This window comes from Dinoroseobacter sp. S124A (assembly GCF_049801015.1).
Lineage (GTDB): Bacteria > Pseudomonadota > Alphaproteobacteria > Rhodobacterales > Rhodobacteraceae > Dinoroseobacter.
On the sequence record NZ_JBNAGD010000006.1, the window covers coordinates 223,695 to 240,984 of the forward strand.

Genomic DNA, 17,290 nt, shown 5'->3' on the forward strand with positions numbered 1-17,290 from the left:
ATCAATGAAGCGTACGTAGTGCCCCTGTTCCATCTCCTCCTTGTCGCCATCATCCAGGGCCTGACCGAGTTTCTGCCGGTCTCCTCCTCGGGTCATCTCATCCTTCTCCCCGCGCTCAGCGGGATGGAGGATCAAGGCCAAACCATTGATGTGGCTGTTCATGTCGGCACCCTTTTCGCGGTGGTTCTGTATTTCTGGGCCGATGTGAAAGTCGCGGCAGGGGGGCTGACCCGGCTGGCGCGGGGCAAGGTGGATACGCCCGGCGCGTTCCTGGCCCTGTGCCTCGTGATCGCAACCGGCCCGGTGATCCTGGTCGGGCTAATTCTCAGCGTGACCGGTTTGAACGATATGATGCGGAGCATGGCGGTGATCGGCTGGACCATGCTCATTTTCGGGATCGTCCTCTATTGGGCCGACCAGAAGGGCCCGAGCACGCGGGACGCCGGCGGCTGGACCCTGAAACATGCGCTGATCATGGGCCTCTGGCAGGCGGTGGCGCTGATCCCCGGCACCTCGCGCTCGGGGATCACGATCACCGGCGCGCGCTTTCTCGGATACAAGCGGGAGGACGCCGCGAAGCTGTCGATGCTCATGTCGATTCCCACCATCATCGCCTCGGGCAGCCTTCTCGGGCTCGAGGTCGCGGCGGATGCGAACTGGCAGCTTCTGGTCGACGGGGCCATCGCCGCGCTCTTTGCCTTTGTCGCGGCCCTCGCTGCGCTGGTTCTGATGATGCGATTGCTCAAGTCGGTGAGCTTCACGCCCTATGTCATTTACCGCATCGTGCTCGGCGTGATTCTGCTTATGCTCGCGTATAGTTAATTTAAAATGCCCAAAATTTGTGCAGACACTATCGGCAATTGAGTCAACAAAAGTTCACATAACACCCTATTGTTTCAAACTGTAACAATTAAAAACCGATATTTTCTTATGTTTTCAAAGCGGTTTCGTTAACGTTTTTTTAACACGCTTGAAACGTCGGCAAATCTCCGCGTAACGTCCCATCACGTTTTTAGTAGTGAGGTAATGGTTCCGTCGATAGGTCGCGGGAAAATAGACCGAGACGGCTTGGTTCAAAAAGTCATTGATTTAGGAAACCTGCGACAGCGCTGGTGAGCGCGTGTGTGTGTCGTTGCGGGAAAGTTCTGTGCACTTTTTATGGCCCCATTCCCTTCGAACTTGATGTCGGCACGTTGTCGACAAGGTCTGATGAGGGAACAGCAGAATGACCACCAGGACATATGAGTTTACCGCCTTCACCGAGGACGATCTGGTCCAGCAAGGCACGATCGGCGGTGGCTTGGGCAAAGGCGAGACATTCGTCATGCCCGCCGCGGCAACCACGGTCATCTCGACGAAGGATGACGACAACGTCCTGTCCGGCGACTATGGCAAGGACAAGGACGACAACGCGAAGGACAGCTCCGGTCAGATCGCGGTCATCAACGGCGTCGAGATCTCCGGCGAGCAGGTCTATATCGAGAAATACTTCGTGGTGAAGGGCTCGGACGGCAAGACGTATTATCTGGCCGAAATCGAGGTCGAGGATTACCACGCACCCGGTCAGGGCGACGACTTCTTCACCTTCATCGGCGACGTTCCCCCGGCGGGCACGACCCTGAAGACGGTCGACTCCTGTGGCGTCAAGGACGGCATCAAGTACGAAGATCTCGGCGCAGGCCCGCTGGACGGCGACGGGTCGGATGCCGAGTGCATCACCATCGAAGCCGAGGACATGAACGACCATGGCTTCCGCACGGTCCATGGCGACAAGGCCTCCGGCGGCCAGCTGGTCAAGATCGAAGGCAATGACGGCAAGCTGACCACCGATTTCGACGGCCCCTCGGCGGTCTATGACCTGACCCTCTATGCTCAGGACGAGACCGACGGCGTGTCCAAGCTGCGCGTGTTCGTGGATGGCGAGCATGTCGGCACGATCATGCTGGACCAGCAGACCAATGGCGGCGGCAGCGACCATAGCGGCTTCACCGGCTTCACCCTTGAAGGTCTGGAGATCCACGAAGGCGCAGAGATCGAGATTCAGGCGTGGAAAGACTGCGGCGAGTGGGTCCGGATCGACAAGCTCGAGCTGAAGAAGGTCGATGACCTGCCCGAGAACGAAGCTCCGAGCTTCGACAACCTGCCCGATGATGGCGTCATCTGTGTCGACGAGAACGAGACCTTCGTCGCCGATATCGACGCCTCCGACGCGGATGGCGACAGCCTGACCTACGAAATCGTGGGCGGCCGCGATGGCGACATGTTCACGATCGACCCGAACACCGGCGAGCTGTCCTTCAAGGCGGCCAAGGACTACGAGAACCCGACATCCGGCGGTGGCAACAACACCTATGACGTGACCGTCAAGGTCAGCGACGGCAAAGGCGGCGAAGAGGTCAAGCCGCTCTGGATCAAGGTCAAGGACGTGGACGAGCCCGAGCCCGTCTGCATCGTGGTCGAAGCCGAGGACATGCACCTGTGCGGCTACTCGGTCGAGCATAACGGCGACGCCTCCGGTGGCGCGAACATCAAGGCCACCGGCCATTACGGCATTGCCGAAACCGTGTTCAACGGCCCGGCCGGCACCTATGACCTGAGCGTCTTCTCCATGGATGAGAATGACGGCAACGGCGCCATCGACGTCTATGTGAACGGTCAGTATGTCGACACGATCTGGCTCGACCAGGGCAATGACGGCGGCGGCGGTGCCAATTCCGGCTCCACCTTCTCCGAAGACGTGTTCCAGGACCTGCAGCTCGACACGGGCGACGTGATCAGCCTCGTGGGCTACACCGATTGCGCCGAGTTTGCGCGGATCGACAAGATCGTCCTGTGCGAAGACGGCAAGACCTGCCCGCCGGACTACATGAAGCTCGACTTTGCGGGCCTGCAGAAGGGCACCACTGTGTCGAACCAGTTCGACGGTGTGACCATCACGGCGCAGAAATCCGGCGACGGTGCGAACTCCGCCAATGACGCGATGATCTTCGACAGCAACAGCCCCACGGGCGGCGACAACGATCTCGGTTACAATGGTCTTGGCAACATCCTGATCATCTCCGAGGACAACGACGCCTCCGACCCCGACGACAATGCGGGTGGCGGCACGATCACCTTCGATTTCGACGCCCCGTCGGACCTGCAGAACATCCGTCTGCTGGACATCGAAGAGCAGGGCGGCACGATCAAGCTGTTCGATGAGGACGGCAACCTGATCAAGACCGTGGCCATCCCGGCAGCGGGCAACAACTCCAACCAGCTGGTGGACCTGAGCGCGGCGGATGTCGCGAGCATGGAAATCAACCTCGTCGGGTCCGGCGCTGTGGATGACCTCTGCTGGAAGCCGGGCGATCCGCCCGTGGAGCTGGGCTCCCTCGCAGGTCGTTATTTCTGCGACGAGAACGACAATGATATCGACGATGGCGAACCCGGGATCGCAGGCGCCACGGTCGAGCTTCTGGACGCCGCGGGCAATGTGATCGACACCACGACCACGGATGCCGATGGCGACTACATCTTCGAGGATCTCGGGCCGGGCACCTACTCCGTGCGCTTTGCCCCGGATGCCGATGGCAAGACCTTTGTCGCGCAGGATCAAGGTGGCGACGACACCGTGGACAGCGATGTCGATCCGAACACCGGCGAAACCGGTCCGATCATGCTGGCCTCCGGCGAGAACAAGACCGACGTGGATGCCGGGGTCGAGGATCCGGGGACCGCAGCCCTGAAAGGCCGCTACTTCTGCGACGAGAACGACAATGATGTGGACGATGCCGAGCCCGGCATTGGCGGCGTCACTGTCACCCTTCTCACCGCAGCGGGCGTGTTCGTGGCCGACACGGTCACGGCGGCGGACGGCACCTATGAGTTCACCGGCCTCGACGCGGGCGACTACAAGGTGCGGTTCGACGCGGATCCGACCGGCAAGACCTTCGTGGCGCAGGATCAAGGTGGCGACGACACCGTGGACAGCGATGTCGATCCGAACACCGGCGAAACCGGCGTGATCTCGGTCGAGATCGGCGAAACGGTCGAGGATATCGACGCAGGCGTCGAGGATCCGGGCACCGCCTCGGTCGGCGACACCGTGTGGTTCGATGCCAATGGCAACGGCGTGCTGGATGGTGGCGAATCCGGGGTTTCCGGTGTGAGCGTGACCCTCACGGGCGCAGGTGCTGACGGCGTGTTTGGCACGGCGGATGACACCACCGCCAACGACGTCACCGACGGCAACGGCAACTACCTGTTCGATGGTCTGGATGCAGGCTCCTACAAGGTGACCTTCGATGCCTCCACCACCGGCGGGCTGGTCTTCACCACCGAAGGCGCTGCTGCGGATGATGCCGTCAATAATGACAGCGACGCGGATCAGGCCACCGGCATGACCGGCGAATTCGATCTGAGCATCGGCGAAGCCGAGCGTGACATCGATGCGGGTCTCGTTGATCCGGGCACAGCCTCGCTGGGCGGTCGTTACTTCTGCGACGAGAATGACAACGATGTCGACGACTCCGAACCGGCCGTCGCAAATGTCGAGGTCTTCCTGCTGGATGCCGGCGGCAACGTGGTCGACAGCCAGCTCACCGACAGCGACGGCAACTACCTGTTCACCGGCCTCGAGGCAGGCACCTACTCGGTGCGCTTCGATGCAGAGCCCACCGGCAAGACCTTCGTCGCGCCGAACCAGGGCAATGACGACACCGTGGACAGCGATGTGAACCCGAACACCGGTGAAACCGGCCCGATCCAGGTCGAAATCGGCGACGCCATCCGCGACGTGGATGCCGGGGTCGAGGATCCGGGCACCGCAGCCCTGAAAGGCCGCTACTTCTGCGACGAGAACGACAATGATGTGGACGATGCCGAGCCCGGCATTGGCGGCGTCACCGTCACCCTTCTGACCGCAGCGGGCGTCTTCGTGGCCGACACGGTCACGGCGGCGGACGGCACCTATGAGTTCACCGGCCTCGACGCGGGTGACTACAAGGTGCGGTTCGACGCGGATCCGACCGGCAAGACCTTCGTGGACCAGGATCAAGGTGGCGACGACACCGTGGACAGCGATGTCGACCCGAGCACCGGCGAAACCGGCGTGATCTCGGTCGAGATCGGCGAAACGGTCGAGGATATCGACGCAGGCGTCGAAGATCCGGGCACCGCATCGCTGGGTGACAAGGTCTTCCTCGACCTGAATGGCAATGGCGTTCAGGACATGGGCGAGCAGGGCGTGGCCGATGTCTCGGTTATGCTTCTGGACGAGAATGGCGCCCCGATCGCCACCACCTCCACCGACAGCAATGGCAACTACCTCTTCGGCGGTCTGGATGCGGGCACCTACTCGGTCAAGTTCGGGGAGCCGGACGGGTTCGACTTCACCGTTCAGGATCAAGGTGGCAACGACGCGGCCGATAGCGACGCAGATCCGAGCAACGGTCAAACGGCGCAAGTCACTCTGGACATCGGGGAGGAGAACCTCACCGTCGATGCGGGCCTTATTGTCGAGAATGCAGACCCGACCCCGCAGGACGACGCGGGCATGATCTGTGCCAATGAGCTGCTGACGCTGGCTGTGCTGGAAAATGACAGCGATCCGGATGGCGACACCCTGAGCGTGACCGCGGTCAACGGGACATCGATCTCGGAGGGCGAGACGATCAATGTCGACGGTGTGTTCATCACCCTGAACGGTGGCGAGCTGACCTTTGACGGCGAAGCGGCCTTCATCGATCTCGATATCGGCGAGAAAGCGGATGTGCAGTACACCTATACCGTCTCTGACGGGATGGGTGGCTTCTCGGACGCCTTCATCGACGTGGCCTATTGTGGCACCGCCGAAGACCTGCAGGGGATCGCTGACAGCCTGCCGGCTCAGGTGAACTACCAGATCATCGACGAAGCGGCAGCGGGTACCACCGATGGCTTCACGATCAAGGTCACCGGTTCCGGCGATGTCCGTCTCGACGACATCGTGTTCGAAGCGGCCTATTGTGCCAGCGCCTTTGATCCGGCTGATGGCGGAACGGACTTCACCAACGCGCCGATCCTGACCGGGGATCTCTATGTCGCCGAGGCGAGCCTCTTGCCTGACAGCGTGCTGGCTGGCCAGACGGGGATCAACGGCCAGAGCGCCGAGGATAACCTCGACCTGATCAACTGGATCCTGAACCAGGACTTCCAGGGCCAGGGCTACACCGATTTCGAGGTGCAGGGTGCCATCTGGAGCCTGACCGACAGCATCGATTTCATCCGCCCGGATCTGGGTGAGCTTGAAGATGTGCGTGAAATCGTGGCACTCGCCGAGGCGAATGGTGAAGGTTTCGTGGCCGGTGAGGGCGATGTGGTCGGATTGATGATCGATCCGAACCCTGCGTCATCGACGAACAGCCAGCCGTTCATCATAGGCATCGATTTCAATGACATCGACTGCCTGTGCTGATAAGGTATTAACGAAAGGTTTACGGCGGGACCCTGTCCCGCCGTTGCTGTGGCCGTAACCGGCTTTGAAGACGCGATGCGCCGCGCGTTACTTTGTAAGATGGATTTCGCGCATGAAACCATCATCCTTAGGAGTTACGAATATGCTTCGTACCGCACTCACCACCGCAGGGGTTTTCGCCCTGACCGCGGGCGCTGCCATGGCGACGACCGATTGCTCGCTCGTCGGCAACTGCCCGACCGTTCCGGAAATCAGCGCCCTCGAAGGCACCGCAGCGCTCGCAGCTGTCCTCGCCGTCGTTGCTCTGGTTTGGGAGCGTCGCCGCCGCGCGGCCTGAGACTAAGTCTCACGCAAAAATCATTGTCGGCCCCGTGACGTCTGCCACGGGGCCGATCTATTTGTGCCCCCGTTTAGTCCCCATTTTCTGAGATGACGCGCACATGACCGATGTAACTGCCCCCACCGCTCCTCCGAGTTCCGCGCGTCGCTTGGCCTGGGCTTTGGCCGCCGGGTTGCTTGGCGTCGAGCTCCTGCTGATCTCGGTCCTCTACCAGCATAATTTTGACTTCACTTGCCGGGACCTGGCCCCGGACGGGTTCTGTGCCTTTGCCGGACGGATCGTGCCGCGCGCCTTGGGTGTGCTGGCCGCCTTCGGGGTGTTCGCCCTCGCCTATTCCGAGCTGATCAAGCGCACGCTGGCCATACCGGGCCCCCGACCGCTCGGGCTGGGACTGAGCCTTGCCGGGCTGGCCCTTGCGCTGGCGCCCTGGCTCTTTCTCAGCGATGCGAGCGGGCCGGGCCTTGTGGCGCTTGGCGGGGCGGGCTGGCTCGGCGGTGCGGCACTGGCCGCGGCGGGAGCCGCCCTGATCCTCGCCCCATGGCACGCGTGGCGCACCCTTCTGGCCGAAAAAGGCGCGGTGCTCGGCGCGCTCCTCGTGGCAGGCATGGCCCTGCCCGAGATCGCCGACCGGATCCAACCGCTCTGGCACGCGGATTGGGTGACCGACATCACCTTTGACTCTGTGCTCTGGGTGCTCGACCTCGTGGGCTACACCGTGGATGGCAACCCGGAGACCAAGATCATCGGGATCTTCGGCACCGGCGACGTGGAAAACTTCCTTGTGGCCGTGGGCAAGGAGTGTTCCGGCGTCGAGGGGTTCGCCCTGATCACCGTGTTCCTGACCGTGTATATCGCCCTGTTCCGCCGGGATCTGGCTTTCCCGCAGGCGCTCTTGCTCTTTCCCATCGGGATCCTGCTGAGCTGGGTATTCAACGTGCTGCGGATCTCTGCGTTGCTGAGCCTCGGGTTTGAGGTTTCGCCCGAACTGGCCATTGGCGGCTTTCACAGCCATGCGGGCTGGCTGGCCTTCACCACCCTGTCGGTCGGGCTGATCCTCGTGGCGCGGAACGTCGCCTTCTTCAACAAGGCCGAGGTGCTGGCCGCGCCGCGCGCGCCGCTGCCGCCCTTCTTTCAGGACCCGGTGGTGGCGAAGGTGCTGCCCTTCGCGATCTTCATGCTCTCGGCGTTGCTGGCCTCGACCTTCAGCGAGACGCCCAGCCTGCTCTACCCGTTCCGCGCGCTCGCCATGGCGCTGGCGCTGGCACTGTTCTGGCAGGTCTTGCGCGCGCTGCCCTGGCGGCTCGACCCGCTATCCCTCGCAAGCGGGGTGGCCATCGGCATCGCCTGGATCGCGACCTCCGCGGCTGCCGAAGGTCCGCCGCCCTTTGGTGCCCTGACCGGCGGCATGCTGGCGCTGTGGATCCTCACGCGGGTGATCGGTACGGCGGTTCTTGTCCCGATCATCGAGGAGCTTCTCTTCCGCGACTACCTGCTGCAGCGTCTGGCCCCCTCGGGCAAGGGCGTGCGGATGGTTGTGGCCATCGTGATCAGCGCCGGGCTCTTTGCCCTGCTCCATGACCGCTGGCTGGCCGCTGGGCTCGCCGGGCTTGTCTTCGGCGCGCTGGTCTACCGGTCCGGCAACATCACCGACGCCATCGTCAGCCATGCGGGCGCCAATGCCACCATCGCCGCCTGGGCCCTGGCCATGGGGGCTTGGCATATCATCTGATCAAGACCGGCATCCGAACATGACAAAGGCCCGGAGCGAGCCGGGCCTTTTGCGTTCAGCACAGAAGTCGGTTCAGGTCCGCAGGTTGCGACCCGACCGCTTGAGCTCTTCATACTGGCCCGAGGGACGGAAGCGCCACAGGTAGTCCGGCAGCACGGCCTCCAGCGCGACGGGGTCGATGCCCAACTCGTCAAAGCCCTTGGCGTCCGCGGCGACCACATTGTCATTGGCCAGATTGCGCACCTGATCCCGTGTGATCATGCCGTTATGGATCACGCCAAGGGTCAGCTTTTGCAAGAGGTCAAAGCCCATGCCCATCACGGTCGCAATCGGGAAGGGCACATTGAGCACCAGACGGCGGCGGTTGATCACCTTCAGCATCTGCCCCATCAAGTCGCGGAAGCTGCTGACATCCGGGCCACCCAGCTCATAGATCCCGGGTGCGGCCGCGCCGGTCACCGCCTTGACGGCGGCCTTGGCCACATCATCCACATAGACCGGCTGGAACTTCGTCTCGGCCCCGACCACGGGCAGGATCGGCCCCAGACGCGACATCGAGGCGAAGCGGTTGAAGAACTCGTCCTCGGGCCCGAACACGATGGAGGGGCGCAGGATCACGGCAGTGGGGATCGCCGCAAGCACGGCCTGCTCCCCCTCGCCCTTGGTGCGGGCATAATCGCTTTTGGCCGCGGGATCGGCACCGATGGCGGAGATTTGCACGAAATTGGTGATGCCTTCGGCGGCGGCCATCTTGGCCACCCGGGCCGCGCCATGGCTCTGCACGAGGCCAAAGGTGTTCTTGCCGCTCTCCGACAGGATGCCCACGCAATTGATCGCCGCATCCGCGCCCTGCAACACCGCCTGAACCGAGGCGTCGTCACGAATGTTGCACAGCACCGGCTCGACCTGACCGACCGCGCCATAGGAGCGCACGAAGATCGCCTCATTCGGACGGCGCACAGCCACGCGCACGCGCCAGCCCTCCTGCGCCATGCGCCGAGCGATGTACCGGCCGACAAAGCCGGATCCCCCAAAGATGGTCACGAGTTTGGACATCTGGTGCTCCTTGATCCCGAGTCCCCAAAGGGTTTAGCGGTGCGGAAAATGGCCGACAAGGCGCAGGTCGTCGCGGCCTTGTCACCGACCTAGCAGAAAAACTTCGGAAAGGCGATTGCGGGCCGTTGACACCCCCTCAAAGCCTCTGTAACTCACCGCCTCACGACACCTGCCCAGGTGGCGGAATTGGTAGACGCGCTAGCTTCAGGTGCTAGTGTCCGTATGGACGTGGAGGTTCGAGTCCTCTCCTGGGCACCATTCCCCTTCCGTGCCGCATTGACAGGGTCATGTCGCCTTTCGCGACGAGACACCGATCACAGAAGGGGGTCAGATGACCAATCACCTGCACATGAATGATTTGCCTGATGGGCTGGATCTGGGGCCGGTTGTGGCCATTGATACCGAGACCATGGGCCTTGTGCCGCAGCGCGACCGGCTCTGCGTCGTGCAGCTGTCCTCCGGGGACGGAAACGCGCATGTGGTCAAGATCGCCCAAGGGCAGACCGAGGCCCCGAATCTCTGCCGGATGCTGGCGGACCCGGCGGTGACCAAACTCTTTCATTTCGCGCGATTCGATGTGGCGGCACTGGAAAAGGCCTTTGGGGTGACTACCACGCCGATCTATTGCACCAAGATCGCTTCCAAGCTTGTACGCACCTATACGGATCGCCACGGGCTCAAGGCGCTGCTGCATGAGTTGCTGGCGGTGGATGTCTCCAAGGCGCAGCAGAGCTCTGATTGGGGCGCGCCCACCCTGACCGAGGCGCAGGTGGAATACGCGGCCTCGGACGTGCTCTATCTTCATCGCCTCAAGGAGGTGCTGGACGGCATGCTCGCCCGCGAGGGTCGGACCGAGCTGGCACAGGCCTGTTTCGACTTCCTGCCGACCCGGGCACAGCTCGATCTGGGCGGCTGGTCCGAGATGGACATCTTCCACCACTGAAAGGCCGCGCAATGGCACAGACGTCGTTCCAGGAGATCGCACGACGCGTCATCGGCATCGAGGCCGACGGCCTCGCGCAACTGGCCGCCGGGCTCGATGACAGCTTTGATCGCGCGGTCGAGACGATTCTTGAGGCCCGGGGACGGGTGATCGTCTCGGGCATGGGCAAATCCGGGCATATCGCGCGCAAGATGGCGGCGACCTTTGCCTCCACCGGGACCCCGGCGCATTTTGTCCACCCGGCTGAGGCGAGCCATGGCGATCTGGGCATGATGGCGGCGGGCGACGTGGTTCTGGTGCTGTCGAATTCCGGCGAGACGCCCGAGCTTGCGGATCTGGTCGCCTATACACGGCGCTTCCGCATCCCGCTGATCGGAGTGGCCAGCAAGCCCGAGAGCACACTTTTGCGTCAGTCTGACGTGGCGCTGGTCCTGCCCAAGGCACCCGAGGCCTGCGGTACGGGCATCGTGCCCACAACATCGACCACCATGACGCTGGCCCTCGGGGATGCCTTGGCCGTGGCCCTGATGGAGCACCGCCAGTTCAGCCCCGAGAATTTCCGTGACTTCCATCCGGGAGGCAAGCTGGGCGCGCGGCTCTCGAAGGTCGCCGATCTGATGCATCGCGATGACGAGCTCCCGCTGATCGCCGAAACCGCAGAGATGGGCGACGCCCTGTTGGAGATCAGCCAGAAGGGTTTTGGCGTTGTCGGCGTGACCCGAGCGGGCGCGCTGGCCGGGGTGATCACCGATGGCGACCTGCGGCGGCATATGTCCGGCCTGTTGGAGCTGCGGGCTGGCGATGTCATGACAAGCGATCCGCTGACCATTGCGCCGGAGGCGCTGGCCGAAGAGGCGGTGGCGATCATGAACGATCGCAAGATCACATGCCTCTTCGTGGTGCCCGCCGAGGGACCGCGGGTGCCCGCCGGGTTCCTGCATATCCATGACTGCCTGCGCGCCGGGATCGGCTGAGTCATGCCCCGGGCCGACAACCGCTATTCGCAGTTCGTCTCGGCGGCCAAGATCATCCTGCCGCTGGCCGGGCTGGGCCTGATGTCGAGCCTGTTCCTGATCTCGGGCGCGGGCGACACCCAGCAGGAGATCCCGTTCTCCGAGGTCGAGCTCGAAGAGATCGTCGAAGGGCAGCGGATCTTTCAGCCGCGCTATCAGACCGTGCTGGACGATGGCTCCGAGCTTGAACTTGTCGCCGAAAGTGCCCGCCCCCTACTGACCAACCCCAACCAGTTCATGGCCAACGAGATCTCGGGCCGGGTCTTCGCCCTGGACGGCTTGCAGGTCGATATCCGCGCCGCGCGCGGCGTCGTCGACAATGCCACCGACACCGTGCGCGTCGAAGGCGGGCTGCGCCTGTCCCGCACGGATGGCTTTGTCCTGAGCGCCGAAGGGGCCGAGGCCCGTCTGGATGGGCAAACCGCCCAAAGCCGGGGCGATGTGATCGTTCTGGGGCCGGGGATCACCCTGAATGCCGGATCTGCCGAGTATCGGCGCGACCCCGAGAGCGGCGCGGCGCAGCTGCTGTTCACACAAGGTGTGAAACTGGTATACACACCCCAGTGACGTTGGAGGTTCCATGGGTTTGGTCTTGGTAAGAAATGCACTGGCAGGGGCGATGATCGCCGCGACAGCGCTGTGGAACATGGCCGCCGCCCAGGGGACGGAAATCTCGCTCGGGGCCGCGCGGGTCGACCGCTCTGCCCCGGTCGAGATCGATGCGGACGCGCTGGCCGTGAACCGGCAGGATGGCAGCGCCGTGTTTTCCGGCAATGTGCGTGTCACCCAGGGCGCGCTCAAGCTTGAGGCCGACGAGGTTCAGGTCAGCTATGATGAGGCCGCCGCCGAAGGCCAGAGCGCAATCCGCGAAGTGCGCGCCGAGGGGAATGTCCTGATGGTGTCGGGCCCCGACGCCGCCGAGAGCCAGCGCGCGATCTACACCCCCGGCGCCAACGAGATCCGGCTGAGCGGCGATGTCCTGCTGAGCCAGGGGCAGATCGTGATCGCCGGCGATGCCCTCGTGGTCGATCTGACCACCGGCATCGGCCAGATGGAGGGGCGGGTCCGCACCGTTCTGCAGCCGCAATGAGCCCCGCCGCGTTCGAAGTGACCGAGGGCTCGGTCGGGTTGAACATCCGCAACCTGCGCAAGAGCTACAAACGCCGCCCGGTGATCCGCGATGTCAGCCTTGAGGTCACCCGCGGCGAGGCCGTGGCCCTGCTGGGTCCGAACGGCTCGGGCAAGACCACCTGTTTCTACGCCATCGCAGGGCTGCTGACGCCCGAGGCCGGGATCGTCTCGATCGACGGGCGGGATGCCACGATGCTGCCCATGTACCGCCGGGCCAAGCTCGGGATCGGCTACCTGCCGCAGGAAATGTCGATCTTTCGCGGCATGAGCGTGGAGGACAATATCCGCGCGATCCTCGAGGTGAACACGCGCGACCGGACCAAGCGGATGGAACGGCTCGAGGAACTTCTGTCAGAGTTCAATATCGAGCATCTGCGCCGCACCTCGGCACTGGCGCTCTCGGGCGGGGAACGGCGGCGGGTCGAAATCGCGCGCTGCCTCGCGGCGGATCCGAAATACCTGTTGCTGGACGAGCCCTTTGCCGGGGTCGATCCGATTGCCGTGGGCGATATCCGCGCGCTGGTCGCCCAGCTCAAGACCCGTGGGATCGGCGTCCTGATCACCGACCACAATGTCCGCGAGACGCTGGAGATCGTGGACCGGGCCTATATCCTCCATGACGGCGTCGTCCTGATGAGCGGGACCCGTGAAGAGGTGATCCGCGACGAGAATGTGCGGCGCGTCTATCTCGGCAACACCTTCTCGGTCACCTGAGCCCCCGATGCCTGCGCAGCGCGATGGCCTGACCCTCCGCCAGCAGCAGCGGCTCACGCTCACCCCTGAAATGCGCACGACCCTGTCGGTGTTGCGCATGTCCGGCACCGCGCTTCAGGAGCATCTGGAGGCGCAGGCGGCCGAAAACCCGATCCTGACCCTGCGCCGCCCGAGATCCGAGGCCAGCGGGGCCGCGCCGGGCGGGCCATCGGCCTATGATCTGGCGCTCGACACCACGGGGGCAGAGCGGTCGCTGGGCGAGCGACTGCGCGCGCAACTGAGCCTTATGGCGCTGGAGCCACAGATTCAGGACATCGCCTTCGTGCTGACATGGTCCCTCAGCGATACCGGTTATCTTGATGTCGACCTCGCGGATCTGTCGCAGGAGGTGCAGCTGCCCGCGGACCGGATCGAGACCGCCCTTGCGGCGCTGCAGGCCTGCGAGCCCGCGGGGGTGGGCGCACGGTCGCTGGCGGAGTGCCTGTCACTGCAACTGATCGAACTAGGCTTCGAGGCGGATCTGGCCCAGGCGGCAACGCGGGTTCTCGACAGGCTCGCCGCCGGTGAGATCGCCAAGGCCGCCCGCGCCACGGGTCTGGACACCACCGCGCTGGCCGAAATTGCCGAGGCTCTGCCCAAATTGACCCCCTATCCCGGGCAGGCCGCCTTGCCCGCCCCCCGGGTGAGCCTGCCGGATGTCGAGCTGCGCTTCCCGGACGGCGCATCGCCTGAGATCACGGTGCTGCGCGGCAACGCCCGGACCCTGGAGCTCGACGAAGAGCTTCTGAGCGTTGCGCGGCTCGAATCAGATACGGCACTGGCCAGTTATGGCACCGAAGCCGAGGCACTCCGCCGGGCGCTGAGCTATCGGACGACGACTCTCACGCGGATTGTGGCCTTTCTCGGGGATTATCAGATCGGATTCTTTCGTGAGGGCGGGGCCGCCATGAAGCCCCTGACACGCACCCAACTGGCGCAGGAGCTCAAGCTGCACCCCACAACGGTGGGGCGTGCTGTCGCAGACAAGACCCTCGCGCATCCCGGCGGGGTTGTGCCGCTTTCGGCGTTCTTTTCAGCGACTTTGGGCGCAGACTCACAAGATGCAGTGAGCGCTTATGGCGCCCAGGCCAGGATTGCGGCCCTCGTGGCCGGGGAAACCGAAGACGCGATCCTGACGGACACGGAAATTGCCCATAAGTTGAAAAACGAAGGCGTTGACATCGCACGTCGAACTGTCGCCAAATACAGGGGATGCTTGAACATCCCGTCATCCTACGATCGCAAGCGCCTCAGGGCAGCGGCACGGATGCGCGGCCGGGTGTGACCACCCGGATGATCCCACTTCATGTAAGCCCATGGTTTCTCACCTGAATACAGGTGCCATTCGGCTTGCGCATTCAGGGAGGTACCATGCGCTACCAAATCACCGGCAAACAGATCGATATCGGCGAAGCCTTGCAGAGCCATGTGAAGGCCGAGCTTTCGGAGGCCGTCAGCAAATATGCTGAGCGCCCGACCGACGCGAATGTCGTGTTCTCAAAGGACGCCTATAACCACGTTTGCGAAGCGACGGTTCATCTGTCCACAGGGCTGACAGCCCAGGCCAAGGCCTCTGCCGGTGATATCTATGCGGCCTTTGACAAATGCAGCGAGAAGATGGAGAAGCAGCTTCGGCGATACAAGCGCCGGTTGAAGAACCATCACCGCGAGCGGACGGAACCCGTTGCACTTTCCGGCGCTGCTTCATATATCCTCGACGCAGCCGAAGTGTCCGAGGAACATGAGCCCGAGACGCTTCAGCCGATCATCGTTGCCGAAATGGAAACGACGATCCCATCTGTCTCCGTCGGGGAGGCGGTGATGCAGATGGAGCTTGCGGAGGCGCCTGTCCTGGTGTTTCGCAACGAGGGACACGGAGGGATCAACGTCGTGTATCGCCGCGAGGACGGCAATATCGGCTGGATTGATACCAAGTTGGATAGTTAAACCGACCAGGTCTCCTGGCGGGAATGAAAGCGTTTGATATGGATCTGTCAGATTTGCTGGTCCCCGATGCCGTGAAGGTATTCGGGAATATGAGCAGCAAAAAACGCCTTATGCAGGACCTGAGCGACATCGTTTGCTCGGCCTATGGCGTGTGCCCGGTCAATGCTGTCGACGCGCTTCAGGAACGTGAGGCTCTGGGACCCACGGGCGTGGGGCATGGTGTTGCCCTGCCCCATGCGCGGCTCAAGGATATCGACCGGGTGGTCGGTGTCTTTGTCCGTCTGGAAAAGCCCATGGCGTTTGATTCCGTCGATCGGCAGCCGGTGGACCTGATCTTTGGTCTCTTCGCACCCGAAGACAGCGGCGTTGCCCATCTCAAGGCGTTGGCACTGGTATCGCGCACCCTGCGTGACCCGGGCGTCTGCGCCAAACTGCGCGCCAATAGCGACAGCGGGACCCTCTACACGGTCCTGACCGAAGTTGAGAGCACCCGCGCGGCCTGAGCCGCGCGGTTATCCCCGATAATCCTGAAATCCGAAGGTCGCGAAGTCGCGGGCATAGGCGGTGCGTGCGAGCTTTTCGAGCTCGGGCCCGTGGATCGCGTCCAGCCCGCTGGTGTCAAACCGCGGCACTTGATCTGGTGCCGGGCGGCCAAGCTCGGCAGCCAGCGCACGCAGATCCTCGGCAAGCCCCGGCCCGTCCCGCAGGATGCGGTCCGGCAGAGCGACCTGCGCCATGCCCTGCAGTACCGTCGTTTGCGCCATCCATGAGGGGTCGATCCGCAGGCTGGTCTGCGCCGCGAGATTGGGCTTGAGGAACCGCAGGAACCCGCGAAACGCCTTTTGCAGAGCCTGTTGCGGCAGATCCTCCGCCGGATAGCGCGGCGGCAGAGGCACCTTGTAGGCCGCGATCAATCCGTGGCGCAGCTCGGCATAGGATTGCAGGTCACTCGGCAGGATCCGGGTGACAAAGGCCGTATAGGCCCGGGCCAGCGGGTGCCGCAGCAAGGTGAAGGTGCGACTGTCGGGATGCGCCGCGCGCCAGTCGCGCAGATCCTTCTGGCGCATCCCGGTGATCAGATCCGCAGGCGCGCAGCCATCCAGCGCCGCCATCCAATCGAGCACCGGATCGGGCTGTGGCCCCTCCATCGGCAGATAGAGCAACCCGGTCCCCGGGCAGGCCACGTAGCTGCGCACGGCCGGGCCACGATCCACGGGTTGCGGCGGGACTTGGTCGAGCCCGAAGGGATCCAGCGCCGCCACGGCTTCCCGCAGTTCTTCCATATTGGTGACCTTGGTCTCCAACGGTTCGGGGTTCTGGCGCTTCAGCGTCCGCTCGGGCCGGGGCAACCTGTGCCGCGAGCCGAGATAGGCCAGCGCCCCATTGATCACGTCGAGATCCTGCAGATCCTCGTAGCGCAGGGTCAAAGCCGTCTGCCCCGCCCGCGCCAGCCCCTGACGGATATCGGTCAGAAACGCGGTATAGGGCCCCATGAAGGCAGCAAACGCCTCGGGGTCAAAGGGGATCGCATCGGTCTCGACCTGGCCTTTCGCATCGGTGAGCACCCATTGGTTCGACGCCAGCGCCCGCTGATAGGAGACAAAGCTGTCCAGCGGATTGCGCGTCAGCACGATCTTTGCCGCCCGGGGATCGGCCAGCGCCTGCGCCCGCATGCGCGGGTCGTGGTCATGAAAGAGACGGAACCCGGCAAGGCCGGTGGCCTCCGCACGCACCCGGGTCACAAGCGCGTTCGGGTCCGCCTCGCGATCGGCAAGGGACAGGCCCAGATACTCCTCCTGGCCCTCATGGGCGATGAAATACGGATTGAAGAGCTCTCCGAAACTGCGCACATCCGGGGCGGCGTTCAGGTTCCGCTCCAGATAGTTGGAGCCGGTGCGCATGCCCGCGAAGATCACGAAATAGTCGAAGCGCTGGGTCATCG

14 protein-coding genes and 1 tRNA gene are annotated in these 17,290 nt (G+C 63.5%); 13 read left to right on the forward strand and 2 right to left on the reverse strand.

The window, feature by feature from the left end:
• Positions 1–18 precede the first annotated feature (18 nt).
• From ACP15I_RS16455 to xrtE, 4 genes are all read left to right on the forward strand, one after another.
• Positions 19–822, forward strand: a complete 804-nt coding sequence (locus ACP15I_RS16455) for an undecaprenyl-diphosphate phosphatase (protein ID WP_424975919.1) — start codon at positions 19–21, stop codon at positions 820–822.
• A gap of 403 nt (positions 823–1,225) precedes the next feature.
• Positions 1,226–6,436 carry an SdrD B-like domain-containing protein gene (locus tag ACP15I_RS16460; protein ID WP_424975920.1) on the forward strand — a complete coding sequence of 1,737 codons (5,211 nt, stop codon included), beginning with the start codon at positions 1,226–1,228 and terminating at the stop codon, positions 6,434–6,436.
• A 142-nt stretch (positions 6,437–6,578) separates the two neighbouring features.
• Entirely contained in the window at positions 6,579–6,773 is a 195-nt protein-coding gene (locus ACP15I_RS16465) for a hypothetical protein (protein WP_424972650.1), read from the forward strand.
• A gap of 103 nt (positions 6,774–6,876) precedes the next feature.
• On the forward strand, positions 6,877–8,505 hold the full coding sequence (xrtE, locus tag ACP15I_RS16470; RefSeq protein WP_424975921.1) for an exosortase E/protease, VPEID-CTERM system: 1,629 nt from the start codon (positions 6,877–6,879) through the stop codon (positions 8,503–8,505).
• A 72-nt stretch (positions 8,506–8,577) separates the two neighbouring features.
• Here xrtE and ACP15I_RS16475 read toward each other — a convergent pair whose 3' ends face one another.
• The gene (locus ACP15I_RS16475) at positions 8,578–9,561 is read right to left on the reverse strand and encodes a complex I NDUFA9 subunit family protein (RefSeq protein WP_424975922.1); all 984 of its coding nucleotides are present in this window, start codon (positions 9,559–9,561) and stop codon (positions 8,578–8,580) included.
• 171 nt (positions 9,562–9,732) lie between these two features.
• On the opposite strand from ACP15I_RS16475, the gene ACP15I_RS16480 reads away from it, so the two are divergent.
• The 9 genes from ACP15I_RS16480 (at position 9,733) to ACP15I_RS16520 (ending at position 15,851) form a co-directional block, all read left to right on the forward strand.
• Positions 9,733–9,819 (forward strand) — tRNA-Leu (locus ACP15I_RS16480).
• A gap of 73 nt (positions 9,820–9,892) precedes the next feature.
• Positions 9,893–10,504 (forward strand): ribonuclease D, encoded by a 612-nt coding sequence (locus ACP15I_RS16485; RefSeq protein WP_424975923.1) that lies wholly within the window; start codon positions 9,893–9,895, stop codon positions 10,502–10,504.
• Between the two features lie 11 nt (positions 10,505–10,515).
• Entirely contained in the window at positions 10,516–11,478 is a 963-nt protein-coding gene (locus tag ACP15I_RS16490) for a KpsF/GutQ family sugar-phosphate isomerase (RefSeq protein ID WP_424975924.1), read from the forward strand.
• 3 nt (positions 11,479–11,481) lie between these two features.
• Positions 11,482–12,084 (forward strand): hypothetical protein, encoded by a 603-nt coding sequence (locus ACP15I_RS16495; protein ID WP_424967190.1) that lies wholly within the window; start codon positions 11,482–11,484, stop codon positions 12,082–12,084.
• A 13-nt stretch (positions 12,085–12,097) separates the two neighbouring features.
• The gene (locus ACP15I_RS16500) at positions 12,098–12,607 is read left to right on the forward strand and encodes an LptA/OstA family protein (RefSeq protein ID WP_424975925.1); all 510 of its coding nucleotides are present in this window, start codon (positions 12,098–12,100) and stop codon (positions 12,605–12,607) included.
• Positions 12,604–13,362: an LPS export ABC transporter ATP-binding protein gene (lptB, locus tag ACP15I_RS16505; RefSeq protein ID WP_424975926.1), complete on the forward strand. Its 759-nt coding sequence runs from the start codon at positions 12,604–12,606 to the stop codon at positions 13,360–13,362. The genes ACP15I_RS16500 and lptB overlap by 4 nt, the downstream gene beginning before the upstream one ends.
• Before the next feature lie 7 nt (positions 13,363–13,369).
• On the forward strand, positions 13,370–14,686 hold the full coding sequence (locus ACP15I_RS16510) for an RNA polymerase factor sigma-54 (RefSeq protein WP_424975927.1): 1,317 nt from the start codon (positions 13,370–13,372) through the stop codon (positions 14,684–14,686).
• Positions 14,687–14,772: 86 nt separating this feature from the next.
• A complete protein-coding gene (hpf, locus tag ACP15I_RS16515) occupies positions 14,773–15,348 on the forward strand; it encodes a ribosome hibernation-promoting factor, HPF/YfiA family (RefSeq protein ID WP_424967194.1) in 576 nt (191 codons plus the stop codon).
• A gap of 38 nt (positions 15,349–15,386) precedes the next feature.
• The gene (locus ACP15I_RS16520; RefSeq protein ID WP_424967228.1) at positions 15,387–15,851 is read left to right on the forward strand and encodes a PTS sugar transporter subunit IIA; all 465 of its coding nucleotides are present in this window, start codon (positions 15,387–15,389) and stop codon (positions 15,849–15,851) included.
• Positions 15,852–15,860: 9 nt separating this feature from the next.
• Here the strand turns inward: ACP15I_RS16520 and ACP15I_RS16525 are convergent, their stop codons facing one another.
• Positions 15,861–17,288, reverse strand: a complete 1,428-nt coding sequence (locus ACP15I_RS16525; RefSeq protein WP_424975928.1) for a sulfotransferase domain-containing protein — start codon at positions 17,286–17,288, stop codon at positions 15,861–15,863.
• Between the last annotated feature and the right edge of the window lie 2 nt (positions 17,289–17,290).